Origin of the sequence: Tessaracoccus palaemonis (assembly GCF_019316905.1) — a bacterium.
GTDB classification, from domain to species: domain Bacteria; phylum Actinomycetota; class Actinomycetes; order Propionibacteriales; family Propionibacteriaceae; genus Arachnia; species Arachnia palaemonis.
In genome coordinates this window covers 2,581,105-2,604,656 of the sequence record NZ_CP079216.1, presented here as the reverse complement: position 1 = coordinate 2,604,656, position 23,552 = coordinate 2,581,105, and the positions used below count along the sequence as shown (strand labels likewise).

23 protein-coding genes are annotated in these 23,552 nt (G+C 69.6%); 16 read left to right on the top strand and 7 right to left on the bottom strand.

The genetic code is table 11. The annotated features are described in order from the left end of the window. Positions 1 to 16: 16 nt before the first annotated feature. The 5 genes from KDB89_RS11890 to KDB89_RS11870 form a co-directional block, all read right to left on the bottom strand. Entirely contained in the window at positions 17 to 493 is a 477-nt protein-coding gene (locus tag KDB89_RS11890) for a SixA phosphatase family protein (protein WP_219081304.1), read from the bottom strand. Between the two features lie 36 nt (positions 494 to 529). Beyond that, complete coding sequence (locus tag KDB89_RS11885) at positions 530 to 1,318, bottom strand: ferritin-like domain-containing protein (protein WP_219081303.1); 789 nt, start codon at positions 1,316 to 1,318, stop codon at positions 530 to 532. Continuing rightward, positions 1,302 to 2,210 (bottom strand): hypothetical protein, encoded by a 909-nt coding sequence (locus KDB89_RS11880; protein ID WP_219081301.1) that lies wholly within the window; start codon positions 2,208 to 2,210, stop codon positions 1,302 to 1,304. The genes KDB89_RS11885 and KDB89_RS11880 overlap by 17 nt, the downstream gene beginning before the upstream one ends. A gap of 42 nt (positions 2,211 to 2,252) precedes the next feature. Beyond that, positions 2,253 to 3,257, bottom strand: a complete 1,005-nt coding sequence (locus KDB89_RS11875) for a TRM11 family SAM-dependent methyltransferase (protein WP_219081299.1) — start codon at positions 3,255 to 3,257, stop codon at positions 2,253 to 2,255. 1,180 nt (positions 3,258 to 4,437) lie between these two features. Then, positions 4,438 to 6,000, bottom strand: a complete 1,563-nt coding sequence (locus KDB89_RS11870; protein ID WP_219081297.1) for an HNH endonuclease signature motif containing protein — start codon at positions 5,998 to 6,000, stop codon at positions 4,438 to 4,440. Between the two features lie 496 nt (positions 6,001 to 6,496). On the opposite strand from KDB89_RS11870, the gene KDB89_RS11865 reads away from it, so the two are divergent. The 3 genes from KDB89_RS11865 (at position 6,497) to KDB89_RS11855 (ending at position 8,768) form a co-directional block, all read left to right on the top strand. Continuing rightward, the gene (locus KDB89_RS11865; RefSeq protein ID WP_219081295.1) at positions 6,497 to 7,834 is read left to right on the top strand and encodes a DDE-type integrase/transposase/recombinase; all 1,338 of its coding nucleotides are present in this window, start codon (positions 6,497 to 6,499) and stop codon (positions 7,832 to 7,834) included. Positions 7,835 to 7,900: 66 nt separating this feature from the next. Beyond that, on the top strand, positions 7,901 to 8,266 hold the full coding sequence (locus KDB89_RS11860; RefSeq protein WP_219081293.1) for a CrcB family protein: 366 nt from the start codon (positions 7,901 to 7,903) through the stop codon (positions 8,264 to 8,266). Positions 8,267 to 8,408: 142 nt separating this feature from the next. After that, positions 8,409 to 8,768 (top strand): fluoride efflux transporter FluC, encoded by a 360-nt coding sequence (locus KDB89_RS11855; RefSeq protein WP_219084310.1) that lies wholly within the window; start codon positions 8,409 to 8,411, stop codon positions 8,766 to 8,768. A 308-nt stretch (positions 8,769 to 9,076) separates the two neighbouring features. On the opposite strand, the gene KDB89_RS11850 is transcribed toward KDB89_RS11855, so the two are convergent. Beyond that, positions 9,077 to 9,607, bottom strand: coding sequence for an inorganic diphosphatase (locus KDB89_RS11850; RefSeq protein WP_304650879.1), 531 nt, complete (start codon positions 9,605 to 9,607; stop codon positions 9,077 to 9,079). Positions 9,608 to 9,717: 110 nt separating this feature from the next. On the opposite strand from KDB89_RS11850, the gene dacB reads away from it, so the two are divergent. The 11 genes from dacB to KDB89_RS11795 all read left to right on the top strand — a co-directional run bounded on the left by dacB (position 9,718) and on the right by KDB89_RS11795 (position 19,283). After that, on the top strand, positions 9,718 to 11,145 hold the full coding sequence (gene dacB / locus KDB89_RS11845) for a D-alanyl-D-alanine carboxypeptidase/D-alanyl-D-alanine endopeptidase (RefSeq protein WP_219081291.1): 1,428 nt from the start codon (positions 9,718 to 9,720) through the stop codon (positions 11,143 to 11,145). After that, the gene (locus KDB89_RS11840; RefSeq protein WP_219081289.1) at positions 11,145 to 12,044 is read left to right on the top strand and encodes a zinc-dependent metalloprotease; all 900 of its coding nucleotides are present in this window, start codon (positions 11,145 to 11,147) and stop codon (positions 12,042 to 12,044) included. The genes dacB and KDB89_RS11840 overlap by 1 nt, the downstream gene beginning before the upstream one ends. Next, positions 12,031 to 13,002 carry a tRNA lysidine(34) synthetase TilS gene (gene tilS / locus KDB89_RS11835; RefSeq protein ID WP_219081287.1) on the top strand — a complete coding sequence of 324 codons (972 nt, stop codon included), beginning with the start codon at positions 12,031 to 12,033 and terminating at the stop codon, positions 13,000 to 13,002. The genes KDB89_RS11840 and tilS overlap by 14 nt, the downstream gene beginning before the upstream one ends. A 10-nt stretch (positions 13,003 to 13,012) precedes the next feature. Next, positions 13,013 to 13,564: a hypoxanthine phosphoribosyltransferase gene (hpt, locus tag KDB89_RS11830; RefSeq protein ID WP_219081285.1), complete on the top strand. Its 552-nt coding sequence runs from the start codon at positions 13,013 to 13,015 to the stop codon at positions 13,562 to 13,564. Positions 13,565 to 13,668: 104 nt separating this feature from the next. Beyond that, the gene (gene ftsH / locus KDB89_RS11825; RefSeq protein ID WP_219081283.1) at positions 13,669 to 15,708 is read left to right on the top strand and encodes an ATP-dependent zinc metalloprotease FtsH; all 2,040 of its coding nucleotides are present in this window, start codon (positions 13,669 to 13,671) and stop codon (positions 15,706 to 15,708) included. Then, positions 15,708 to 16,274: a GTP cyclohydrolase I FolE gene (gene folE / locus KDB89_RS11820; RefSeq protein WP_219081281.1), complete on the top strand. Its 567-nt coding sequence runs from the start codon at positions 15,708 to 15,710 to the stop codon at positions 16,272 to 16,274. Before ftsH ends, folE begins: the two co-directional genes overlap by 1 nt. A gap of 19 nt (positions 16,275 to 16,293) precedes the next feature. Further along, on the top strand, positions 16,294 to 17,121 hold the full coding sequence (folP, locus tag KDB89_RS11815) for a dihydropteroate synthase (RefSeq protein WP_219084308.1): 828 nt from the start codon (positions 16,294 to 16,296) through the stop codon (positions 17,119 to 17,121). Positions 17,122 to 17,166: 45 nt separating this feature from the next. After that, positions 17,167 to 17,502: a dihydroneopterin aldolase gene (gene folB, locus KDB89_RS11810; protein ID WP_439654850.1), complete on the top strand. Its 336-nt coding sequence runs from the start codon at positions 17,167 to 17,169 to the stop codon at positions 17,500 to 17,502. Between the two features lie 2 nt (positions 17,503 to 17,504). After that, positions 17,505 to 18,068, top strand: coding sequence for a 2-amino-4-hydroxy-6-hydroxymethyldihydropteridine diphosphokinase (gene folK, locus KDB89_RS11805; RefSeq protein ID WP_219081279.1), 564 nt, complete (start codon positions 17,505 to 17,507; stop codon positions 18,066 to 18,068). Beyond that, positions 18,065 to 18,580: a DUF3180 domain-containing protein gene (locus KDB89_RS11800; RefSeq protein WP_219081277.1), complete on the top strand. Its 516-nt coding sequence runs from the start codon at positions 18,065 to 18,067 to the stop codon at positions 18,578 to 18,580. Before folK ends, KDB89_RS11800 begins: the two co-directional genes overlap by 4 nt. A gap of 85 nt (positions 18,581 to 18,665) precedes the next feature. After that, positions 18,666 to 19,283, top strand: a complete 618-nt coding sequence (locus KDB89_RS11795; RefSeq protein ID WP_219081275.1) for a hypothetical protein — start codon at positions 18,666 to 18,668, stop codon at positions 19,281 to 19,283. 64 nt (positions 19,284 to 19,347) lie between these two features. Here the strand turns inward: KDB89_RS11795 and KDB89_RS11790 are convergent, their stop codons facing one another. Beyond that, positions 19,348 to 20,457 carry an NADH-quinone oxidoreductase subunit D-related protein gene (locus tag KDB89_RS11790; protein WP_219081273.1) on the bottom strand — a complete coding sequence of 370 codons (1,110 nt, stop codon included), beginning with the start codon at positions 20,455 to 20,457 and terminating at the stop codon, positions 19,348 to 19,350. 79 nt (positions 20,458 to 20,536) lie between these two features. On the opposite strand from KDB89_RS11790, the gene KDB89_RS11785 reads away from it, so the two are divergent. Next, a complete protein-coding gene (locus KDB89_RS11785) occupies positions 20,537 to 20,875 on the top strand; it encodes a histone-like nucleoid-structuring protein Lsr2 (protein ID WP_219081271.1) in 339 nt (112 codons plus the stop codon). Positions 20,876 to 21,050: 175 nt separating this feature from the next. After that, the gene (locus KDB89_RS11780; protein WP_219081269.1) at positions 21,051 to 23,546 is read left to right on the top strand and encodes an ATP-dependent Clp protease ATP-binding subunit; all 2,496 of its coding nucleotides are present in this window, start codon (positions 21,051 to 21,053) and stop codon (positions 23,544 to 23,546) included. The last annotated feature ends 6 nt before the right edge of the window (positions 23,547 to 23,552 follow it).

The window sequence follows — 23,552 nt, the reverse complement described above, 5'->3', positions numbered from 1 at the left end:
GTTCATTTCCGCGGTGTTACCGCGGGCGGCGCACCTGCTGGAGTCGAACGGAGACCATCTCTGCCCAGTCCCCGTCGGCCTCGAAGGCCGTGAACGCGGACGTCGGGTACCAGCACTGCAGCTCGTCGGCGGCGCGCCGGTCGCCGGCGTAGGCGAGCTCGGCGGCCAGCGAGGCAATGGTGGGGTTGTGCCCGATCACCAGCAGGCAGTCGACGTCGTCGTCGGTCTCGGAGATGCGCTGCAGCATCGTCTCGGTGCCCTCGAAGTAGAGCGCGTCCTGGAACTCGGCGGGGATGTCGAGCCCCGTGGCCGCGAAGGTCTCCCTGGTCCGTGTCGCGGTGGAGACCAGCGCGTGCTGGACGCCGAGTGACTTCAGCTCGAGGCCGGCCTCCTTGGCCTCCTGCACGCCCCTCGGGGTCAGGTGCCGAGCCTTGTCACCCAGGGGATTGGTGGCCTCGGTCTTGGAATGGCGCATCAGGATCAGCCGTCGCATGTCGACAGCCTAGTTGTGCGCGGGGCGCCGAGGCGGTCAGACGGTGACGCCGAGGCGCGCGAACGCCGTGCGGAAGATCTGCAGCCCGTCGAGGCCCGGCAGGTTCGCCACGGACTGGTCCAGCTTGTCCAGCGCCTCTCCCTGGCCGGTGAAGAGGTGGCCCATCACGTAGCGGACCTCGGAGTCGTCCATCACGCCTGAGCCGACGGGGCGCCAGGCGGTCTGCATGAGGGTGCGGACGATCTTGGGTGCCGCTGCGGAGCGTTCGAGCGCCATGCGAGCCTGCGTCGTGTAGAACGCCACGTGCCGGGTCTCCTGCTGCGCGATGCGCTTGAGCAGGGGTGAGAGGGCCGGGTGCGCGAGCTGCTCCGCGAGGCGTCGGTAGGCGGCGACGGCCGACAGCTCGTTGGCGGCGCCCCACGCGTTGTGCACGGCGAGGAAGTCGTCGCCGACGAGGTTGGACAGGGTCCCCTGCTTCGTCGGGCCGAGCGCCTCCTTCCAACCGAGCTTGATGCGCTTGGCCTTCAGCTCGTCGTAGTCGACGACGATCCCGTGGCGGCCGAGCACCGCGGCCAGCGCCTCGCCGTGCCAGAACTCCTCGCGGTTCCACGTGGTCATGAAGCCGCGGGACTCCTCGCTGCGGTGCGAGCGGGTCACGAGCAGGTCCCGCAGGTAGCAGGAGGTGTGGTACTCGACGTCGCACATGTAGCGCAGCACCCGCAGGGTGGGCTCGTCGAGGGGCTGGGTCTCGAACGTGTCGAAGTCGAGGTCCTCCCAGCGGACGCGGTCGGAGGTCTCGGCGAACTTCTCAAGATTGAACGCCACGACGGCTCCTTCTGTGCAGCAGGCCCGGGGAGGGCAGCGGGGGTGGGCCGCCGAACCGGTCGGTGCCCGCGATGAGGCCGCGGCCGTCGAGCAGCCCGCGGATGCGTGCGTCGACGCTGGCCAGCCCGGCCCGGGCATCGGGTGTGGAGAAGATCGAGGCGAGCGCGCGGTCCTCGTCGGGATCGGGCACGCCTACGATCCGAAGCGGGCGCCAGGCGAGCAACGAACCCTTCGCCGACAGACGCTCTGTGCGGGAGCGTGCGATGCGGGCCGAGGCCTCGAGTTCGAAGAACTCCACGATGGTGGCGCGGCGGGCGATGATCTCGGTGACGACGCGGGCGGCCTCGCCGTCGAGCCGGGGCAGCAGTGCCGCGTAGGTGGCCTGCAGCGAGGCCTCCTGCAGGGCGAGGCGGAGCATGTGGCCCGCGGTGATGGACTCGCCGACGACCGCGGCGACAGGTGCGACGACGACGGGCATGGCGCGCTCGACCCACACATCGCGCAGCCGGGCGGTCAGGCGGGTGTGTGAGCGGGGTTCGGGCTTCGGGCCGTCGGCCGCGAGAATGTCGCGCAGCGCCCAGGCCAGCCACATGCGCTCGACGGCCCAGGTTGCGACGAATGCGGTGATCCGCGCCTCGTTGCCGGTCCAGTTGCCGAGGATGGCGCGGGTCTCGGACAGCCCTGCGCTGTCGAGGCGCCAGAGGAACTCGAGGTCGGCCCTGAGTCGGTCGTCGAGCGGGGCGACGGCCTGCGCGTCGACGGCGATCCTGCCCTGCGCATCGCGGGTGTATGCCGCGACATCGAAGGTGGTGAACAGCACCTCAGGGCGATCGGGATCCGAGAAGACCCGGCCGCTGAACCTCGTGGCAGACAGTTCCTCGGTGCTCGTCACCGGGTCAATTTAACATGTGCCGGCAACGCGGGCGACCGTCGCTCAGGGGCGCACCGCGACGATCAGGTCTCGTCGGATCGAGGAGTCGACGCGGTGCGCGAAGCGCTCCCACGCGCCACCCTCACACACCACGAGGCCGGCGCGCGACAGGATCTCGGCGAGGTCGTCGCGGGACAGGCCGAAGGTGTTCCAGGCGATGCCGAGGGCTCCGCCGTGCATCAGCTGGGACGTCCAGACGGGCACCGCTTCGCGAAGCAGGCCGGCGGGGGAGCGGTCGCGGCGGCCCGAGACGCCGCGCACGTCGGTCGACGAGCCGTGCATGACGCCGTAGGGGGCGTCGGTCACGATGACGTCGAACTTCTTCTTGCCGAACAGGTCGGCCGAGGTGCGGGTGTCTCCGGTGAAGGCCGTCACCTTGGCGGTGCGGTCGGCCAGCTGGATGGAGGCATCGAAGCGCTGTCCGATCGACTTGCCGTCGCGCCGCACGCCGGTCACGTCGGCGGTGTGCTTGATGCGCTTGCGGCGCAGCCAGGTCTTGTAGAAGGAGGCCATCTGCTGGAAGGCCTTCTCGTCCCCCTCGACGCCGTACGCGTCGTGGCCGAGCAGCAGCGCCGTCGAGAGGGTGGTTCCGCGGCCGGCCAGCGGATCGAGCACCTGCCGTGGGCCGGTCGGCTCGCGCGTGACGGCGGCGAGCGTCACGCTGAGAAGCAGTTGGGTGAACTGTTCGTTGGTCTTGCCCTGGTACTTCGGGATGGTGATCAGGTCGTCATCCAGGTCGAAGGGCCGGGGCAGGGCAACGGGGCGCAGGAGTTCCCCTGACGTCTCGAACAGGGCAAAGCAGGCCGACTGGGTGGCCAGCGTCGCCAGCTGCGCCGGGCCCAGGTCGTCGGCGTCGAAGGCGAGGTAGCCCACGCCCGCGATCTCCACGTCGGCGATGTCGCGCGCGAACGGCGCAGTGAGTTCCAGCTCAGCGGCCGTCAGCGGCGCAGCCTCGCCTGCGTAGACGCGGTTGGCAGACGGGGTGCGCAGCATGAGGTAGCGGGACATGCGGGAAAGTCTCCCACACCGCTCCCGCCGGTTTCCCGACTCCCTGGGCGTTCGGCGGCGCCTCGACGTCGGTGTCCACATCCTCAGGGATGGCGCCATCGGCCGCCCGACTCCCTGTGCGTTCGGCGGCGGCCCTGACTGGCCGGCTGTGGGCGGAGCGGGCGCGCCGACGGGAACGGCGCGGCCTGAGCCCCTCGCCCCATCTTGACTACTGAATCCGAAGGCGGACGACTGGGTACCAAGCGGCGACTGGCTATGAAGCGGCGACTGGCCACGAAGCGGACGCAGGTCTACGCAGCGGGCGACCCGGTCGGCTCGGTATCCGTCGGGCTGGCGCAGACTGCATCCGCTGTTCGACCGCCCGCGCGTCAGGCGACCTTTGCCCTGATCTGATCGGACCCCGGCCATTTCCGGCGGGGATCCCTGCGTCCTGCGTCGTCCGATGCCCGCCGCCCTGCGCCGTCCGACGCCCGCCGCTCTGCGCCGACCGACTCCGGACGCCCGGGCTGACCGCAGCCAGGGCAGCAGGCTGGCCCTGCCTTGGGCCGGCCGATGGACGCCTTCCGGGCTGACGGCCGCCCGGCGGGCGCTCTGTTGCCACCCGGACCTCGGGAGCTGGATCGGTCACCAGCAACTCTCGCGCGCCCGATGCCGGGCTACTGTCGCACTACGTCTGGTGTTTCCGGGACTGCCTGCGCCGGCCGGGCCATGGCTCTGCCCGCCGTCCGGCTTCACTCAGCGCCCCGGCGCCCTGGGTTGATCGAAGCCTGGCGCCCTCGGCGTTGGTGTGTCAGACGATGTTCGGTTTGTCTGGGGTCGGGTGCTGACGGGCGTCTACTGTGGAGCCGTCCTGCGCCGTCCTGCGCCGTCCGGCGTCAGTCGCGCTGGGCGGGCCGGAGCCCCGGCCAGACCGCGGCCCGGTGTTGAGCCGCGCTCGCTCGCTCACCCCTGTCGGCGTGGAGCCGCCATCCGCAGCCTGACGTTGGGCGGTGCTGCGCGGACTCTCGGTCGGCGTGGAGACGCCATGCACGAGCCGCTCGGGCTGACCGCCGTGCGGCGTGGGGTCGTTCTGCGCTGACCTGTGCCCGGAGCAGCCGATGCTGGTCGTCGCTCTTGCGCTGTGTTCCCGGGGACCGCGCCGGCGTCCTGCCTTGTTCGGGCGCGGGGCGCGCCGGCTGGGTCAGCTGGTGTTCGGGGGTTCTCGGCCGAGTGTGGGTTTGCCGGTGTGGGGGTCGAAGGTGATGTACCAGCCGTCGGCGGAGGTGGTGCCTGCGCCGGTGCCGGTGTGGGTGGGTTCGACTTTGGGGTGGTGGTAGGGGCACAGGAGTGCGAGGTTCTCAAGTGATGTGCTGCCGCCTGCCCACCAGGGGATGACGTGGTGGGCGTCGCACTCGAGGGCGGTGGCGTGGCAGCCGGGGAAGATGCAGCCGTTGTCGCGGAGGTTGAGGGCGTGTCGGATGGCGGGGGTGACGAAGCGGTGTGCCCGGCCGACGTCGAGGATCTCTGACTGGGCGCCCAGCACGACCGGGATGATCTGGGCGTCGCAGGCCAACCGGCGCAGCTCTCGGGCGGGGATCGGTGCTCCAGAGGGGAGCATGCCTGTGGCGTGGAGTTGCGTGGCGAGTTCGGTGTAGTCGATCGTCACGAGCAGCGTCGCCGGTGCGTGAGGGTCCGGGGGCGCGGTCGTCAATGGCTCGGGGGATGGCGTCTCGTTGCGCTCGGGGGCCATGGCCGTGCCTGTTGCCGGGATGGGTGGCGGCGAGGGGGCGTGCGGGGGCTGTGACGGTTCGCGGCGCGTTGATGGGGAGGTCTCGGGCGTGCGGCTGGCATCGGCGCTGACTCTGCCGCTTGCCGGTGCGTCGGCGAGGCGAAGGGGCGCCTCTCGTTCCGGCAACGGCTCGGGCGGCTGGATCGGCGAGGTACCAGCGGTGCCAGGGGTGTCCTGTGCGCCGCGGGTGGTGAGGGTGATGAGGGCGTCGGCTTGGCGCTGGTCCCAGCGGGGTGTGTCGTGGCGGCGGTGCTGGCGTCGTTCGGCGCGTTTGGCGTGGTTGACCTCGATGGTGATGGCCCGGATCAACTGCTCGGCCTCGAGGGCCGGGAGGGACCCTTTGAGGTACCAGGAACCGGGATGGTTGGTGTCTTCGCCCCAGGTGAAGGAACGGCGTGCGAGGGCGTCGGCGCGTTGCCGGGCGAGCCGGGCGTCGCGTTCCTCAGCGGTGGGGACCAGGTCTGGTGCGACGGCGGCGAGCACGTCGTCGGTGGACGCGGTCAGGCGGGCGGGTGTCTGTGTTGTGGCCTTCGTGAAGAGGAACTCTCGCGCTCTTTCACGCTGCTGGGTGTTGAGGGTGTGGGGGAGGGTGTCGAGGGTGCGGCGGATGGCCTGGGCGTGCTGGGGTGACAGGTTGCCGTCGATGACCCGGTGGGCGACGTCGTCGTGGTGGGCGATGTCGCGGGCCTGGGTGACGGAGCGGAGGGTGTCGCGGACATCGAGGTGTTCCTGCTGGCCGAGGAGGGTGGGGAGCTGGGTTCCGGCGACGGCTTCGGCGGAGTGGTTGGCTTCGGCTTCGCCGGTGAGCATGGCCACGAGGCCGGCGAGTTGTCCCTGGGCGCGTCGGGCGGTCTGGAGGAGGTCGAGGCGTTCGTGGTGGCTGATGTGGGTGCGTTGGGGGTGGTCGATGGCGGCCAGCGCGGCACGGATCGCGGTCAGTGCCGCGTCGGTGCTGAGTCTGGTCGTGGGTTCCATGTCTTCACGTTAGAGATCGGCACTGACAGAAATCGTTCGCTTGTTCGACGTGTTCGCTGAGGGTGAAACAGGTGGCGAGGTGTTGGGCGTTTCTCGTGGGTGGACGGGGGGAGAACCGGGCAATGCCCGCTTTTCGGGGGAGATGGAAGGGTCACGGCGGCGGCCCGTTTGGGCGGGTTGAGTCGGCCGGGCGAGGTGGTGGGCGATTCTCGTGCTCGGACCGGGGAGAACCGGGCACTGCCCGCTTTTCGGAAGCGGCCGGGTGCGGAGGGGCGGAGTGGTGGTGTTGGTGGGGCGGGTTGAGGGGCCGGGCGGTGGGCGATTCTCGTCACCGGACCGGGGAGAAGCGGGCATGTGAAGTCTCATACCTTCGTGGACGGTTGTGTCTCACAGCTTCGTTGACAGATGTGTCTCGACCTTCGTGGACAGTTGGTGTTGACGGTTCTGTCTCACGGTTTCGTGGACAGTTGCGGGTGCCCGCGGTGAGGGTCGGGCCATGGCTGCTCGTATCGACGCTCGTGTTCGTCAACGGATCATCAACTTCCCTGACAGTCCTCGTAGGGGCGAGGTCACCAGGTTCTGCCGGGAGCACGGCATCTCTCGCGCGGAGTTCTATAAGGTCCGGTCCCGGGCCGCCGACGAGGGCAAACTCGCAGCAGTGGCTCCTCGGCAGCCGATCGCCAGGTCCGTGGCGCGACGCACCAGCGACGAGATCGAGACGATCGCGTTGCAGGTCCGCGCCCAGCTGAAGCGGGAAGGCTGGGACCACGGCCCACTGTCCGTGGCGGCCGCGATGCGGCGTCAGGGGATCGACCCGCCGTCCAGGGCCACCCTGGCCAGGATCTTCACCCGCCATGGGGTGGTGCGTCCGGAGCCAGCGAAACGTCCCCGGGCGTCGTATCGCCGGTTCCGTTACCCGGACCCGAACGGCTGCTGGCAACTCGACGGAGTCGAGATCGTTCTCGACGACGAGGCCGGGTCGAGACGATGCGTACTCCAGGTCGAGGACGACCACTCCCGATTCATCCTCGCTTCACACGTCGCCTTGTCCGAGACCAGCCAGGCAGCGATCACCGTCGTCGCCGCGGCGATCGGTCACCACGGCGCCCCGGCCCGATTCCTGACCGACAACGGGACCGCGTTCAACCAGTCCCGCCGCGGCAGGACCTCCCAGCTCGAGGGTTTCCTCCGACGCCAGGGCGTCGAGCCGATCACCGGCCGACCCGGCAAACCCACCACCCAGGGCAAGAGCGAACGCCTGCACCAGACGTTCCACACCTTCCTCGACGCGCACCGCCCGATCCGCACCCAGGACCGACTCGCAGAACTCGCCGACCAGTTCGCCCAGTACTACAACACCCAGCGGGCCCACCAGGCACTGGACCCCGACCAGACTCCCGCTGACGCCTACCAGTCCCGCCCGAAAGCCCTTCCCGGCCCACCGACACCACCCCCGCCAGCCACCCCTGCGACAGGCCGACGAACCGTGAAGTCCGGCATCACCCGCCGTCTGAAGGGTGAACGCCCCGTCACCGACGCCAACGACGCCCGCTGGGCCGACCGCCTGGTCTCCCGGAACGGCCGCATCCACATCTGCAACGCGAAGATCTACGTCGGTGCACGCCACATCGGCGAAACACTCCACATCATGTTCAACGCCACCACCATCGAGATCTTCGACATCAACGGCGTCCTGATCGGCACGACACCACACCCCGGCCCAGTCACCACCGGCACCACCCGACTGCTCACAATCAGCCCCAGAACCCCACCAGTCACCGTGAGACATAACCGTCAACAAGCCACTGAGACACAACCGTCTACGAAGCACTGAGACATGACAGGGAGAAGCGGGCACTGCCCGATTTTCAGAAGCGGCCGGGTGTGGTGTGCTGGGACGGTGAACAGATCCCGCCTCCCCACGATCGGCGCAGTCTTCGCCGGCGGCTGCCTCGGGACCGCCGTGCGGATGGGGATCCTGCACCTGGTCGGTGAACAGGTCGTCGCCCTCGCGGCGGTCAACCTCCTCGGCTGTCTTCTGCTGGGTGTGGTGTCGGCCCTGCTCGGGCATCGGCACGAGGCATGGCGCATGTTCCTCGTGGTTGGTGGAATCGGCGCGTTCACGTCCTGGTCGTCGCTCGCCGTGCAGGGCGCCACCCACCCCTCGGGCGTCCTGATGGTCGCGGCCGAGGCGCTTGCGGGGGTGTCCGTCGCGGGTCTCGCGCACCTTTCGACGTGGCGACTCATGATGCGGGGGTCACGGTGATGGCGCGCGCGGCTCAGCATGGGATGGTCACGCTGATGTCGCCCGAGGGTGCTCGCGTCGGGGACGCGTTGAAGTCGGGCGAAGCTCCTGACAAGGGATTGTTGCTGACGGCACGCGCAGCGGCGGGCAGGGTGTCGAAATGCTGATTCTCCTGCTGACATGCCTTGCCGGAGGGCTGGGGGCCGTGGCCCGTTCGCTGGTCGACACCGCGCTCCGCGCCCGCAGCGAGGCGCTCTTCGCGACGCTGCCCTGGGTCGCGACGCTGGCCATCAACGTGACCGGCTCCTTCGTGCTCGGCGTCGCCACCGGCACGCTGACGGGGGCACCGCTGGGCATCCTCGGGACGGGATTCTGCGGTGGCTTCACCACCTTCTCGACTGCGTCGTGGCAGGTCGCGCGGCTCGTCGGGCGTCGCAGCCGACGGATAGCGGCCGCCTATCTGGTGCTGACGGTCGGCGGGTGTCTTGCAGCCGCCTGGCTGGGGCTGGCGCTGGCCGGTTGAGCCTGTTGGCACCTAGATCGGCACCGTTGGGCATCCACGGGACAGGATTTTGCGGCGGGTTCACCACCTTCTCGACGGCCTCGTGGTAGGTCAGCGGCTCGTCGGGCCCGCTGCCGAGGGGCGCGGCGGGCTAGCTGGTGCTGACTTCTGTCGGCTGCCGCAGCCGGCGGTCGCCGGCTGCCTGGCAGGGGCTGGTACCGCGTTGGTCGACTGGGTCCTGGGCGTCCTTCGACATCCTCGGCCACGGTGCCCGGGCAGACGAAACCGCCCGCGCCTGAGGTGGCGCGGGCGGTGATGACGTCAGGCGGTCAGGCCAGGTTCACGTGGTGGTGCTCGTAGGGCGTGCCCTTGGCGCGCTCGAACGACTCCGCGACCTCGGCCTCCGCCTCCTCGCGTCCGGTCCAGGTCGCGCCCTCGACGGACTTGCCGGGCTCGAGGTCCTTGTAGACGGAGAAGAAGTGCTCGATCTCGAGCAGCATGTGCTCCGGCACCGACGACAGGTCGGTGATGTTGCCGCGGCGCGTGTCTGCCGTCGCGACGCACAGCACCTTGTCGTCGCCGCCCATCTCGTCGGTCATGCGGAACATGGCGACGGCGTAGCACTCGACGAGGCAGCCGGGGAACGTCGGGTCGTTGCCGATGATCATCGCGTCGAGCGGGTCGCCGTCCTGGCCGAGGGTGCCCTCGACGAAGCCGTAGTCATACGGGTACTGCGTGGAGGTGAACAGCGTCCGGTCCAGTCGGATGCGGCCGGTGTTGTGGTCCATCTCGTACTTGTTCTTGGTCCCCTTGGGGATCTCCACCGTCACGTCGAAAAGGATCCGTCGACCGGGATCGATGGGCCTGAAGCCGGCCGGGGCGTCTTCGCTCACTTGGCGCACTCCTATGATTGGGGAACCGCCCCGCCGGGGCCGTCTGCTGCCTGCAGAATAGCGCTTTGGAGGAGCCGATGCCGAAGAGACGAGTGGCTGAATGGGTCGTCGTCGGCGTATTGAGTTGCCTCCTTCTGCTCGGCGGTTTTCTCGTCGCCGTGTTCCACGCGCCGTTGCTGACCGCCGCCGGACTGACGCGCGAGGGGGCGCCGGACACCGTCGACGTCTCCATCTTCGCCCCTCAGGTCGAGGAGAGTGAGGCGCCCGCCACGGCAGGCACCGGGCTCGCGCAGGCCGCGGAGATCCCCACCGACGGGAAGGTCCCTGACTCCGACACGCTCACCGCACAGCTGAAGGCCCTGGACCGGTCGAATCTGAAGGCCGCCGACGGCACCAAGGTGACCGTCGCCTGGGAGGTCGTCGACGTCGAGACAGGGGACGTGATCTCGTCCACCAAGGCGAAGACGGCGCTGATTCCTGCGTCGAACACCAAGCTGATGACGTCGCTGGCCGTCATGAACGCCTTCGACGGTTCAGAGACGTTCGCCACGCGGGTCCTGCAGCCGGCCGACGGCGAGATCGTGCTCGTCGGCGGCGGCGACCCCATGCTGCTCAGCACCCCCGCGGACGAGGGGACGTACCCGCAGCCCGCCAGCACGCAGGAGTTGGCCGCGGCGACGGCCGAGGCGCTCAAGGCCGACGGGCAGTCCAGCGTCACCCTCGGCTACGACGACTCCTACTTCGACGAGGAGGGCTGGAACGACACCTGGCCCTCGAACTACCGCGACCAGGTGACGCAGCTGTCGTCGCTGTGGGTCGACGAGGGCCGCACCAGCGGCGCCCGGACCCGCACCCCCGCCGCTGACGCCGCGAAGATCTTCGCGACCCAGCTCGAGAAGGCGGGCATCACGGTGACGGGCAGCGTCAAGGAACGTTCCGGCACCGGAGACGAGGTGGCACGCGTCGAGTCGCTGCCCCTCCACGTCCTGGTCGAGACCGCCATGAACCGCTCCAACAACTCCTTCACCGAGATTCTCGGGCTCCAGCTGGCGAAGCAGACCGGCCGCGACTCGACGTTCAAGGGGGCAGTCGCGGCCATCAAGTCCGAACTGACCGACCTCGGTGTCTGGGACGAAGGGACCGTCCTTCGCGACTCGTCGGGCCTGTCCCGCAGCAACCGCATCACGGCGAACATGCTCGCCAGGGCCGTGCAGCTCCTCGACACCGACGAGCACCTCTCCGTCATCCTCGACGGGCTGCCCACCGCAGGCGTGACCGGGACGCTCGCGACCAGGTTCACCGACGCGCTCGCCCGCCCGGCCCGCGGCGTGGCGAGCGCCAAGACCGGAACCCTCTCGCTGGTCTCGACGCTCGCGGGCACCACCCTGACCGCGGACGGCCGCCAGGTGTCCTTCGCGTTCATGATCAACGGCACCGACGCCGGCTGGTGGGCCAAGCTGTGGGCCGACCAGGCCACGGGCGTCGTCGCGTCCTGCGGCTGCTGATGGAGCACGCCCCCGAGATCGACTGGGCACTCGCCCGTCGCATCACCCGGCTCGCGCCCGGCAAGCTGCCCGACCTCGACCGCCGCGACCTGCAGCGGCTGGTCGCGGGCCTGCGCGTCACCGCGCGCCGCGCCGGTGAGATCAGCGCCTCGGCCCTGGGCATCGACTCCGTCGGCGCCGGCACGATCTCGGTCGTCGACTGGACCGGCTGGGGCGCCGCCGTGCGCGACATGGCCCACGCGGGCATGTCCGACCTCGGGCTCCGCCGCCGCGCGCCCGGCGCGCTCCGGACCCTCCGTGGCGTCGGGGGAGGACTTGTCGCGGGTGTCGGCCTCAGGATCGCCGGCCCCCGCCTGATCGGCCAGTACGACGCGTACACCGGCTCCGACACCCTCTTCCTGCTCGCGCCGACCATCGTGAACCTGGAGCGCGCCCACGGCTTCGTGCCAGCCGACTTCCGGCTCTGGGTGTCGCTGCACGAGCAGACGCACGCGCTCCAGTTCCGCGCCGCGCCCTGGCTGCGCGACCACCTCGTCGGCCTCGGCCGCTGCGTGCTGGAGACCGAGGACGGCGACGATGTCGCCGGCCTCGTCGCGACCATGACCTTCCTCGAGGGCCACGCCGACCACACGGCCGACACCGCCGGCCGCGCCCGGATCCGCACCGTCGGGCAGCTGCGCCGCGCCTTCCACCGCACGCCCGGCACCCTGTCGCGGATCGCGGGCGTTTTCGACAAGGGTGCCCAGTACCGCAACGGGCTGGAGTTCTGCACGCAGGTCACGCGCAAGGGCGGCCGGAAGGCGCTGCGCGACGCCTTCCTCGCTCCCGAGACGCTGCCGCGGCCCGACGAGATCGCCGACCCGCCCGCGTGGCTGAGGCGGATGCGTGGCCAGGCGTGAGCTCGGGCCCGCCGCCCTGCGGGTGACGGCGGCCGTCGCCGACGCGCTGCCCGGCGGCGACGTAACGGTCGGCTGCTCCGGGGGCGCCGACTCGCTGGCCCTGGCGCTCGGCGCGCACCGCGCGGCCGCCCGGCGGGGCGTCACGGCGGAGGCGTTCGTCGTCGACCACGGCCTGCAGCCTGGCTCGGCCGACGTCGCGACGCGCGTCGTCGAGACGCTGGCCGCCCGAGGAGTCGACGCCCGGGTCGTCGCGGTGCGGGTCGACGAGGGCGGCGACGGGCTCGAGGCGGCCGCCCGCGACGCGCGCCTCGTCGCCCTCGCCACGCCGGGCAGGCCGGTCCTGCTGGGCCACACGCTCGACGACCAGGCCGAGAGCGTGCTGCTCGGACTGTTCCGCGGGTCCGGAACCCGCTCGCTGGCGGGCATGGCCCCCGCCCGCGGCCCCTTCCTCCGCCCCCTGCTCGGGCTGCGGCGCGCCGACACAGAGCAGGCGTGCCGCGAGTGGGGCCTCGACTGGTGGGACGACCCGATGAACGACGACGAGAGGTTCGTCCGCGTCCGCGCCCGCCGCGCGCTGGCCGACCTCTCCGCCGACCTCGGCCGCGACCTCGCCCCCGCCCTGGCCCGGACGGCCGCGCTGGCCCGCGCCGACGCGGACCTCCTCGATGCCCTGACCGGCGAGGCCATCGACACGTCGGCCGACACGCTGGACGTCGCCGAACTACATCGGCTGCCCGACGCCCTGCGGTGGCGGGCGCTCCGCGCCTGGCTCGCGGCCGCCGGGGTCGCGGCCGACCGGCAGGCGACGCTCGCGGTGGACCGCCTGGTCACGCACTGGCACGGGCAGGGGCCCGTCGCGCTGCCCGGCGCGCACGTCGCACGCACGGGCGGGCGGCTCCGTCTCGCAGGTCGGCCCGGCGACACTCCGCGACCTGCGTCGCACCGTCCCGCGCTGTAGGGTCACTCCCGTGGATGCCGCAGATGTGTCACAGGACCTCGAGCGTGTGCTCTTCACCTCCGACCAGATCCAGGCCCGGATCGCGGAGGTCGCAGCGCAGATCGACAATGACTACGCGGGCCGGGAGGTGCTGCTCGTCGGGGTGCTCAACGGGGCCGTCATGGTCATGAGCGACCTGCAGCGGGCGATGCACAGCCACGTCGAGATGGACTGGATGGCGGTGTCGTCCTACGGGGCGGGCACGCAGTCCAGCGGAGTGGTGAGGATCCTCAAGGACCTCAACGCCGAACTGAAGGGCCGCGACGTCATCGTGGTCGAGGACATCATCGACACCGGCCTGACGCTGAGCTACCTCATGAAGAACCTGGCGTCGCGCGGACCCGCGAGCCTCGAGATCATGACGATGTTCCGCAAGCCCGACGCCGCCCAGATGGAGGTGCCCGTCAAGTACATCGGCTTCGACATCCCCAACGAGTTCGTCGTCGGTTACGGCCTCGACTTCGCCGGCCGATACCGCAACCTGCGCGACGTCGGCACCCTCGCCAAGCACGTTTACAGCTGACCGCTGAATCGCCGCCCCGCAGACTGCATGCCTGCGGGGCGTGTTGTTTGCGCTGGTATCGTTTCGATGCACCGCGCGTGCGCGTCAACTAGATCGGCAAACCATTGCAGAAGTTCTTCAAGAGCCCCGTGGCCTGGATCGTCCTGAGCGTCCTTTTCCTGATCCTCGGCATGCAGCTGCTGAGCTCCATGACCGGATACCAGAACGTATCGACCGCGGAGACCATCGCGCTGCTGAACAGCGACACCAAGCTGAAGTCGGTGACGCTGATCGACGGCGACCAGCTGATCCAGGTCACCGACGAGCAGGGCAACCGCACGCAGACGGCGTGGGTCGGCAGCCAGGTCGATGACATCGTCAAGCTCGTCGAGCAGCGCAAGGAGGCCGGGACCCTCGAGGACTGGACGGCCACCAACCCGCAGCCGGGATTCTGGTCGACGTTCCTCTACACGGGCCTGCCCTTCCTCGTCCTGATCTTCGTGTTCTTCTGGCTCATGCGCTCGATGTCGGGCGGCGGCGCCGGAGGGCCCCTGTCCTTCGGCAAGTCGAAGGCGAAGATCGTCTCCAAGGACACCCCGAAGACCACCTTCAAGGACGTCGCGGGAGCCGACGAGGCCGTCGAGGAGCTCGAGGAGATCAAGGAGTTCCTCGCGGAGCCCACCAAGTTCCAGAAGCTCGGCGCCAAGATCCCCAAGGGAGTGCTGCTGTACGGCCCGCCCGGTACCGGCAAGACGCTGCTCGCCCGCGCCGTCGCAGGTGAGGCCGGGGTGCCGTTCTTCTCCATCTCCGGCTCCGACTTCGTCGAGATGTTCGTCGGTGTCGGCGCCTCGCGCGTGCGTGACCTGTTCGCGCAGGCCAAGGAGAATGCTCCGGCCATCATCTTCATCGACGAGATCGACGCCGTCGGTCGGCACCGCGGCGCAGGCATGGGCGGCGGGCACGACGAGCGGGAGCAGACGCTGAACCAGCTGCTGGTCGAGATGGACGGCTTCGATGTGCGCGGCGGCGTCATCCTGATCGCCGCGACCAACCGCCCCGACGTGCTCGACCCGGCGCTGTTGCGCCCCGGCCGCTTCGACCGCCAGATCGGCGTCGAGGCTCCCGACGCCGACGGCCGCGCCCACATCCTCCAGGTGCACGCCAAGGGCAAGCCGCTGGCCAGCGACGTCGACCTCACGTCGATCGCGCGTCGCACCCCCGGCTTCTCCGGCGCCGACCTCGCCAACGTCCTCAACGAGGCCGCGCTGCTCGCCGCCCGCATGAACCAGGACATGATCCGCCAGCCGCAGCTGGACGAGGCCATCGACCGCGTGATCGCCGGCCCGCAGAAGCGCACCCGGCTCATGAACGACCACGAGCGCCTCATCACCGCCTACCACGAGGGCGGCCACGCCCTCGTCGCGGCAGCGATGCCCGGTAACGATCCGGTGCAGAAGGTCACGATCCTCCCGCGCGGCCGGGCGCTGGGCTACACGATGGTGATGCCCGACGCCGACAAGTACTCGCAGACCCGCGGCGAGCTGCTCGACCAGCTCGCTTACATGATGGGCGGCCGTGCGGCCGAGGAGCTCGTGTTCCACGACCCCACCACCGGCGCCGCCAACGACATCGAGAAGGCCACCAAGGTTGCCCGCGCGATGGTCATGCAGTACGGGATGAGCGAGCGCGTCGGCTCCGTCAAGCTCGGCGGCGGCGACTCGGAGCCGTTCATGGGCATGCGCGGGACCGACTCGTCGTCCGAGTACTCGCAGACCATGGCGGCGATCATCGACGAGGAGGTCGCCGGGCTGATCCACACCGCTCACCAGGAGGCCTTCGACGTCCTGGTCGAGAACCGCGACGTGCTCGACGAGCTCGTGCGGCAGCTGTTCGCCAAGGAGACGCTGAACCGTCAGGAGGTTGCTGAGGTCTTCAAGCCGCTGCGCCGTCGCGAGAAGCGTTCGGCCTGGACCGGCTCCGAGGAGCGCGTGCCTTCCGACCTGCCGCCCATCGAGGTCCCTGCCTCCCCGAGCGTGCCGTCGCTGATCCCCGGCCCGGTCGCGCAGCCGCCGGTCGCCCCGCCGTCGCAGACGCCGCAGCCGCCGCAGGTCAACCCGCAGCCCGGCCCCGACTCCTGGCGCCCGCCGAGCGCGCCACAGCTCTGATGGCGGTCGACAGGGAGCGGGCCGCCGCGGCCGTCCGCGAGCTGCTCGCTGCGGTGGGGGAGGACCCCGACCGCGACGGGCTGCAGGACACTCCGGACCGCGTCGCGCGGGCCTGGAGCGAGCTGATCGCCGGCTACGAGACGGAAGCCGCGGACATCCTGGGGACCACGTTCGACATCTCGCACGACGAGATGGTGCTCGTCAAGGACATCGAGCTGGTGTCGATGTGTGAGCACCACCTGCTGCCCTTCACCGGGGTGGCGCACGTCGGCTACATCCCGTCCGTGGACGGTCGGGTCACAGGCCTGTCGAAGATTGCGCGGCTCGTCGAGCTGTATGCCCGCCGCCTGCAGGTGCAGGAGCGGCTCACCACGCAGATCGCCGAGGCCCTCGTCGAGCACCTCGACGCCCGAGGGGTCATCGTGGTGGTCGAGGCGGAGCACACCTGCATGACGATGCGCGGGGTGCGTAAGCCCGGCAGCCGCACCGTCACGTCCGCCGTCCGCGGGCAGCTGCGAGATCCCGCGACGCGCGCGGAGGCCATGAGCCTGATCCTCGGGAGGTGACGCGACGGTGACTCTCGTCATGGGAATCCTCAACGTGACGCCCGACTCGTTCTCCGACGGCGGGGCCTTCCTCGACGCCCACGTCGCGGTCGACCATGCCCGCGCGATGCTCGGCGACGGCGCCAGCATCGTCGACATCGGCGGCGAGTCGACCAGGCCCGGAGCGGCCCGGGTGTCCGCGGCCGAGGAACTCGACAGGGTCGTCCCGATCGTCGCTCAGCTGGCGGCCGACGGCGTCGTGGTGTCGGTCGACACCATGCGCGCATCGGTGGCCGCCGCCGCGATCGACGCGGGCGCCCGCATCGTCAACGACGTCTCCGGTGGGCTCGCGGACCCCGCCATGTTCGACGTGGTCGCAGCCACGGGCGTCGACTACGTGCTGATGCACTGGCGCGGCCACTCGTCGGTCATGAGCCAGGCGGCCCGCTACGACGATGTCGTCGCGGACGTGACCGCGGAGCTGCTCGCGCAGCGCGACGCGGCGCTTGCCGCCGGCGTGCCAGGGGAGCGGATCATCCTGGATCCCGGACTCGGGTTCGCCAAGACGTGGGACCACAACTGGACGCTGCTCCGGCACCTCGACAGCTTCATGGGGCTCGGTCACCGCGTCCTGGTCGGAGCCTCCCGCAAGGCCTTCCTCGGCGAGCTGCTGGGCGGGCGCGAGCCCATCGGCCGCGACGGCGCCACCGCGGCCCTGTCCTTCTGGTGTGGACTGCATGACGTGTGGGCAGTCCGCACGCATGACGTGACCGGTCAGGCTGACGCCATCTCGGTGGCGCGACGGCTGCTTCGCGAGCGTCAGTGGGACGCTGCTGCGGGACCGGCGCGCCCCGACGCCGTGGGGTAGTCTCGGAGCAGATCCGACAAGGAGTTCAGCATCGACAACATCACGTTGACCGGCATCACGTCGACCGGCTACCACGGTGTCTTCCCCGAGGAGCGCCGCGAGGGTCAGCCGTTCGTCGTCGACGTCGTGCTTGAGTTCCCGTTGGAGACCCGCACGGATGATCTGCGCGACACGGTGAACTACGCGGAGGTCGCGGCCGACGTCGAGTCCGTCGTGACCGGCGAGCCCCGCAACCTCATTGAGACCGTCGCGGGCGATATTGCCGAACGGCTTCTGGCCCGTGGCAGAGTGGAGCGTGTGACCGTCACGGTGCACAAGCCGCAGGCGCCGATCAGCCAGCCCTTCGGGGACGTTTCCGTCACCATCTGCAGGAGTAAGTAGCCATGTCCAACGGACCCTTCGATATCGACGTCGACACCCTCGGAAACCTGCGACCCATCTCCAAGGTCGTGCTCAGCCTCGGGTCCAACATGGGAGACTCCGAGACGATCCTGCAGGAGGCTGTCGGCTATCTGGCGGACACCCCCGACCTGATGCTCGTCGACGTGTCGCCGGTCTACCAGACCTCCCCGGTGGGCGGCCCCGAGCAGCCCGACTTCCTGAACCTGGTCGTGGTGGCGGAGTCCACGCTGGAGCCGCTCACGATTCTCGACCGGGCGCACGCCATCGAGGAGAACTTCGGACGCGTCCGCGGCGTTGTCAACGGCCCGCGCACGCTTGACATCGACGTCGTGATGGTCGGAAAACGCGTCTCGGAGGAGGGCATCGACCTCCCGCACCCCCGGGCCCACGAGCGCGCGTTCGTGCTCGTCCCGTGGCTCGACATCGACCCGGGCGCCGACCTGGCCGGCTACGGCCCCGTCGCCGACCTCGTCGATGACCTCGACACCGACGGCGTCACGCGTCGCGACGACATCGCGATCACCGTGAGCGGCACCGTCTTTTGAGCGATGTCCCGAAGCTCGGACTGACCACCGCCCGCCAGGCGGTGGTCTCCGTCCTCGCCGGCGCGGCGATCAGCTGGCTCATCATGCTCGGCTTCGAGGCGTTCGGCGCGCAGCCGCCCGTCGTGCCCTGGACCGTTCCTGGCCTGCTGATCGGGCTCGCCGTCGCGGTGACCATCTATGCCAGGGCCCTGCCCAAGCGGATCGAGGACCACAGGGTCTCCTCGCAGGAGGCCTTCGCGGCGCTCGCGGTCGGGAAGTCGATGATCGTGACGGGGGCCGTCTTCGCCGGCGGTCACGTGGTCTACGTCATGTTTTTCATCACGCGGCTGGGTGCGCCCCTTCCGTCCGCGCGCGTGGTGCAGGGCGCCGCGACCGTCGTCGCCGCGCTGCTGCTCGCCGGGGCCGGGGCGCTGCTGGAGCGCGCCTGCGTCGCCAAGGACGACGACGGCGACGATGAGGGACGGAAGAATGGCCAGCAGCCCGAGGCGCGCGGTCATCCTGACCCGGCCTGACGAGGCTGCGCGATTATATGGTCGAATACCGCGACACGGCACGTCGTTTCGCGGGAACCCGGCGCGGCTCACCTACACTGAGCGCATGGCTGGTCGTCGAGTTGCTCCCGAATCCTCTGAGCGCACCATTGCGTTGGTGATCCTCGCGGTGGGTGGCGCCATCGCGCTGGCGTCCATCTTCGGAACGCACCTGATCACCCAGGCGGGCGTCGTGCTCGCCGTCGCCATGGCCTTCATCGCCTTTGTCGTCGCCGGCCGTGAGCTGGTGAAGGAGCGCGCGCGTCACGCCGAGGAGATGAAGCACGAGATCGGGCTGCGCGCCCAGCAGGCCGAACGGTTCCATGAGGAGTCCGTGGCCATGATCGGGCGCTTCAACGCCCGCGCTGAGAACCTGCAGGGCGTCATCGCCAAGCTGCGTGGACAGCTTGGCGCAGCCAAGACCGAGCTCAGCTCCATGCGGGGCAATGCCGTCTGGCTGCGCGCCGAGATCGCCGAGCGCCAGGCCCGGATCGAGGCACTGGAGGCGAGGATCGCCGAGCTCGAGGCCGAGAACACCGCCAACATCGTCACCCTGCCCCGCAAGGCGAAGCTGCACCCCAGCGTCGAGGACGTCTGGGGAGCCGACGAGCATCCCACGATGGTCGACCTCGCCAAGCTGGACCTCGACTTCCTCCCCGAGCTGCCGGTGGCGCGACGCGCCTGAAGCAGCCCACACACGACACGGGAGCCCGCGGAACACCGCGGGCTCCCGTGCTGTGTGCGCATGGCTACTTGTCGGCGTCGCCGATCGTGTAGCCCAGCGACGCGATGACGTCCGGCATCCGGTCGACGGGAACGCCCGCAAGCGCCGGGCCCAGTGCCGAGAGGTTCGCGAAGGACGGCGTCCGCAGCCCCACGCGCCACGGCGTCTGCCCGCCACGGGAGACCATCAGGCACGACGCGATGCCCCACGGTGCCTCGATGTCGGTGACGTGCTCGCCCTCCGGCACCTTCAGGCGCCGCGCGAGACGTGTGGACACCTCTCCGGGTGTCTGTGCGGCGAGCGCCAGCGCGTGGCGGACCATGTCGATCGACGTGCCCACCTCGTCGATGAGCACTGCGAAGCGGGCCGACGCATCGCCGTCGCTTCGGGGCTGCACGGGACGAAACAGCTGGTCGTACGCGAGGTAGCCGCCGGCGCGGCGGTCGAGGTCGAGCCCGGCGGCGCGTGCGACGGGCCCGGAGAGGGCGTAGTCCACGCAGGCGCCGCGCTCGAGCACCGCGAGGCCGCGAAGGTGGCTCGCGTCCGCCAGGACCGTCCGCAGGTCGGAGGCGACGCGGGCGATGTCGTCCAGCAGCGGCTCGAGGTCCTGGCCCCAGCCTTCTGGCATGTCGGAGGCCAGGCCGCCGACCCGGTTCAGCATCGGATGGACCCGGTTTCCGGCCCACGTCAGCGCCGCCTCCCGCAGCCCCTCGACGCATCCCCAGAGTCGGGTCTCCAGCGGGCCTTCGGCCAGGTAGGACAGGAAGGACAGGTGTGAATGGATGCGGGCGACCTCCGCGAGCAGGGTCCGGAGCAGGGTGGCGCGCGGTGGCGTCACCAGCCGCATCGCGTTCTCTATGGTGCAGGTGACAACCAGTTCACCCGAGAATGCGGATAACCAGTCGTGACGGTCGGCCAGCATGATCAGCGACCGGTAGTCGCGCACCTCGAAGAGTTTCTCGGCTGCGCGATGGCCGTAGCCCGATGTCACATCCGCCGAGACGATGATGTCGCCGTCGAGCTGGGCGGCGATTCGGATCAGCCCGACGTTGCTCGGATGACGGCTGCCGAGAGACACCGCGATGTCGCCAGGAAATGTAATCCCGCCGACCGAGAAAAAAAGATTATGCGTCATATGGCTTCCGGTGGAAAATGCTTGCCCCCAGCAGGTACTGTTTCTTCATCTTAGTCATCCGACCACTTGAGGAGCACACATGGCACGCGAGATCCGCGTCATTCTGACCGACGACATCGACGGCGGAGAGGGCGCTCGGACCGTCGAGTTCTCGCTGGACAAGACCGCGTACAGCATCGATCTCAGCGAGGCGAACATTGCCAAGCTGGAGGCCGCTCTGGCTCCCTACATTGCCAAGGCCGAGCGCGTCCGTCCCCGCCGCACAGCCGCGTCCGCCGGCGGCCGCAAGGCATCAGGGTCCCGCTCGGGAGGTGGATCCTCCGCAATCCGTGAGTGGGCACGCGCCAACGGTTACGAGGTCTCGGACCGCGGGCGCGTCCCGGGCGCCGTGGTGGCCGCCTACGAGGCCGCCAACTGATCGAGAACTGTCACCGCGCGAGGCGCCGCGACCTTCCAGGGTCACGGCGCCTCGCGCCGTGTGACGGGCCGGTTCGCGGTGGGCTGAGCGGCCGTGCTCCGGAAGTTTCCGCCGCTGGGTAAGCTGGGTGGCGCCTGCGGGGCGCATGTCCGCCTTGCAGCAGGAGGGAAGTTTCATGTTCGAACGGTTCACCGACCGCGCGCGGCGAGTGATTGTCCTGGCACAGGACGAGGCGAAGCTGCTCAACCACAACTTCATCGGCACCGAGCACATCCTGCTCGGCCTCATCCACGAGGGTGAGGGTGTCGCGGCCAAGGCGCTGGAATCCCTCGGGATCGAGCTGGATGCCGTGCGCCAGCAGGTGGAGGAGATCATCGGCCAGGGACAGCAGGTTCCCACCGGCCACATCCCGTTCACCCCGCGCGCCAAGAAGGTCCTCGAGCTCTCGCTGCGCGAGGCGCTCCAGATGAACCACAACTACATCGGCACCGAGCACATCCTGCTCGGTCTGATCCGCGAGGGTGAGGGCGTCGCAGCCCAGGTGCTGATCAAGCTCGGCGCCGACCTGAGCCGGGTCCGCAGCACCGTGCTGCAGCTCATCACGGGCTACCAGGGCCGCGAGACCTCGATGTCCGGCGCCCCGGAGACGGGCCCGGAGAAGACCACCTCGCAGATCCTCGACCAGTTCGGGCGCAACCTGACGCAGGCGGCCCGCGAGGGTCAGCTCGACCCGGTCATCGGCCGCACGCACGAGATCGAGCGCGTCATGACCGTTCTCAGCCGCCGCACCAAGAACAACCCGGTGCTGATCGGCGAGCCCGGCGTCGGCAAGACGGCCGTCGTCGAGGGCCTCAGCCAGGCCATCGTCCGCGGCGACGTGCCGGAGACGCTGCGCGACAAGCAGATCTACACGCTGGACCTCGGCGCACTCGTCGCCGGCTCGCGTTACCGCGGCGACTTCGAGGAGCGCCTGAAGAAGGTGCTCAAGGAGATCAAGACGCGCGGCGACATCATGCTGTTCATCGACGAGATCCACACCCTGGTGGGCGCGGGTGCCGCCGAGGGCGCCATCGACGCCGCAAGCATCCTCAAGCCCATGCTGGCCCGCGGCGAGCTGCAGACCATCGGCGCCACCACGCTCGACGAGTACCGCAAGCACATCGAGAAGGACGCGGCGCTCGAGCGTCGTTTCCAGCCGATCCAGGTGGCCGAGCCTTCCGTGGCGATGACGGTCGACATCCTCAAGGGGTTGCGGGACCGCTACGAGGCGCACCACCGCATCACCATCACGGACGAGGCGCTCGTCGCCGCCGCGACGCTGGCCGACCGATACATCCAGGACCGGTTCCTGCCCGACAAGGCGATCGACCTGATCGACGAGGCCGGCGCCCGGCTGCGCATCCAGCGGATGACCGCCCCGCCGGACCTGCGGACCTTCGACGAGGCCCTCGCGGCGAACAAGCTGGAGAAAGACGCCGCGATCGACGCGCAGGACTTCGAGCGTGCCGCCCGGCTGCGCGACGAGGAGCAGAAGCTCCGCGTCCAGCGCGCCGAGAAGGAGGAGGCCTGGAAGCTCGGGGACTCCGACATCCCCGCGATCGTCGGCGAGGAGGAGATCGCGGTCGTGCTGTCCGGCTCCACCGGCATCCCCGTGTTCAAGCTCACGGAGGAGGAGTCGCAGCGGCTCCTCCACATGGAGGAGGAGCTCGGCAAGCGTTACGTCGGTCAGAAGGACGCCGTCAAGGCATTGTCGCGTTCGATCCGCCGTACCCGCGCCGGGCTGAAGGATCCGAAGCGCCCCAGCGGCTCGTTCATCTTCGCCGGCCCCTCGGGCGTCGGCAAGACCGAACTGACCAAGGCGCTGACCGAGTTCCTGTTCGGCGACGAGGACGCCCTGATCACGCTCGACATGAGCGAGTACTCCGAGAAGCACACCGCGTCTCGGATGTTCGGTTCCCCGCCCGGATATGTCGGCTACGAAGAGGGTGGCCAGCTCACCGAGAAGGTCCGCCGGAAGCCGTTCTCCGTCGTCCTGTTCGACGAGATCGAAAAGGCGCATCCGGACATCTTCAACTCGCTGCTGCAGATTCTGGACGAGGGTCGTCTGACCGACGCCCAGGGCCGCGTGGTCGACTTCAAGAACACCGTGATCGTGATGACGACCAACCTCGGGACCCGCGACATCTCGAAGTCCGTCAATCTCGGATTCTCCCGCGGCGGGGACCACGAGTCGAACTACGAGAAGATGAAGGCGAAGGTCTCGGACGAGCTCAAGCAGCATTTCCGTCCGGAATTCCTGAACCGCGTCGACGAGATCGTGGTGTTCCACCAGCTCACGCAGTCCGACATCGAGCACATCGTCGACCTGATGGTCGCGCAGATCGAGACACGCCTCAAGGACAAGGACATGGGCATCGAGCTCACGCCCGCGGCCAAGACGCTGATCGCCAAGCGTGGCTACGACCCGGTGCTTGGCGCGCGACCGCTGCGCCGTGCGCTGCAGCGCGACGTCGAGGACATCCTCGCCGAGAAGATCCTGTTCGGTGAGCTGTCCTCCGGGCAGATCGTCCAGGTCGACGTCGCCGAGGAGGGCTCCGAGCTGCCGTTCAAGTTCACCGGCGTCGCGAAGGCCGATGTCGCGGAACTCGAGGTCTCCGACCACAAGGAGTGACCCAGG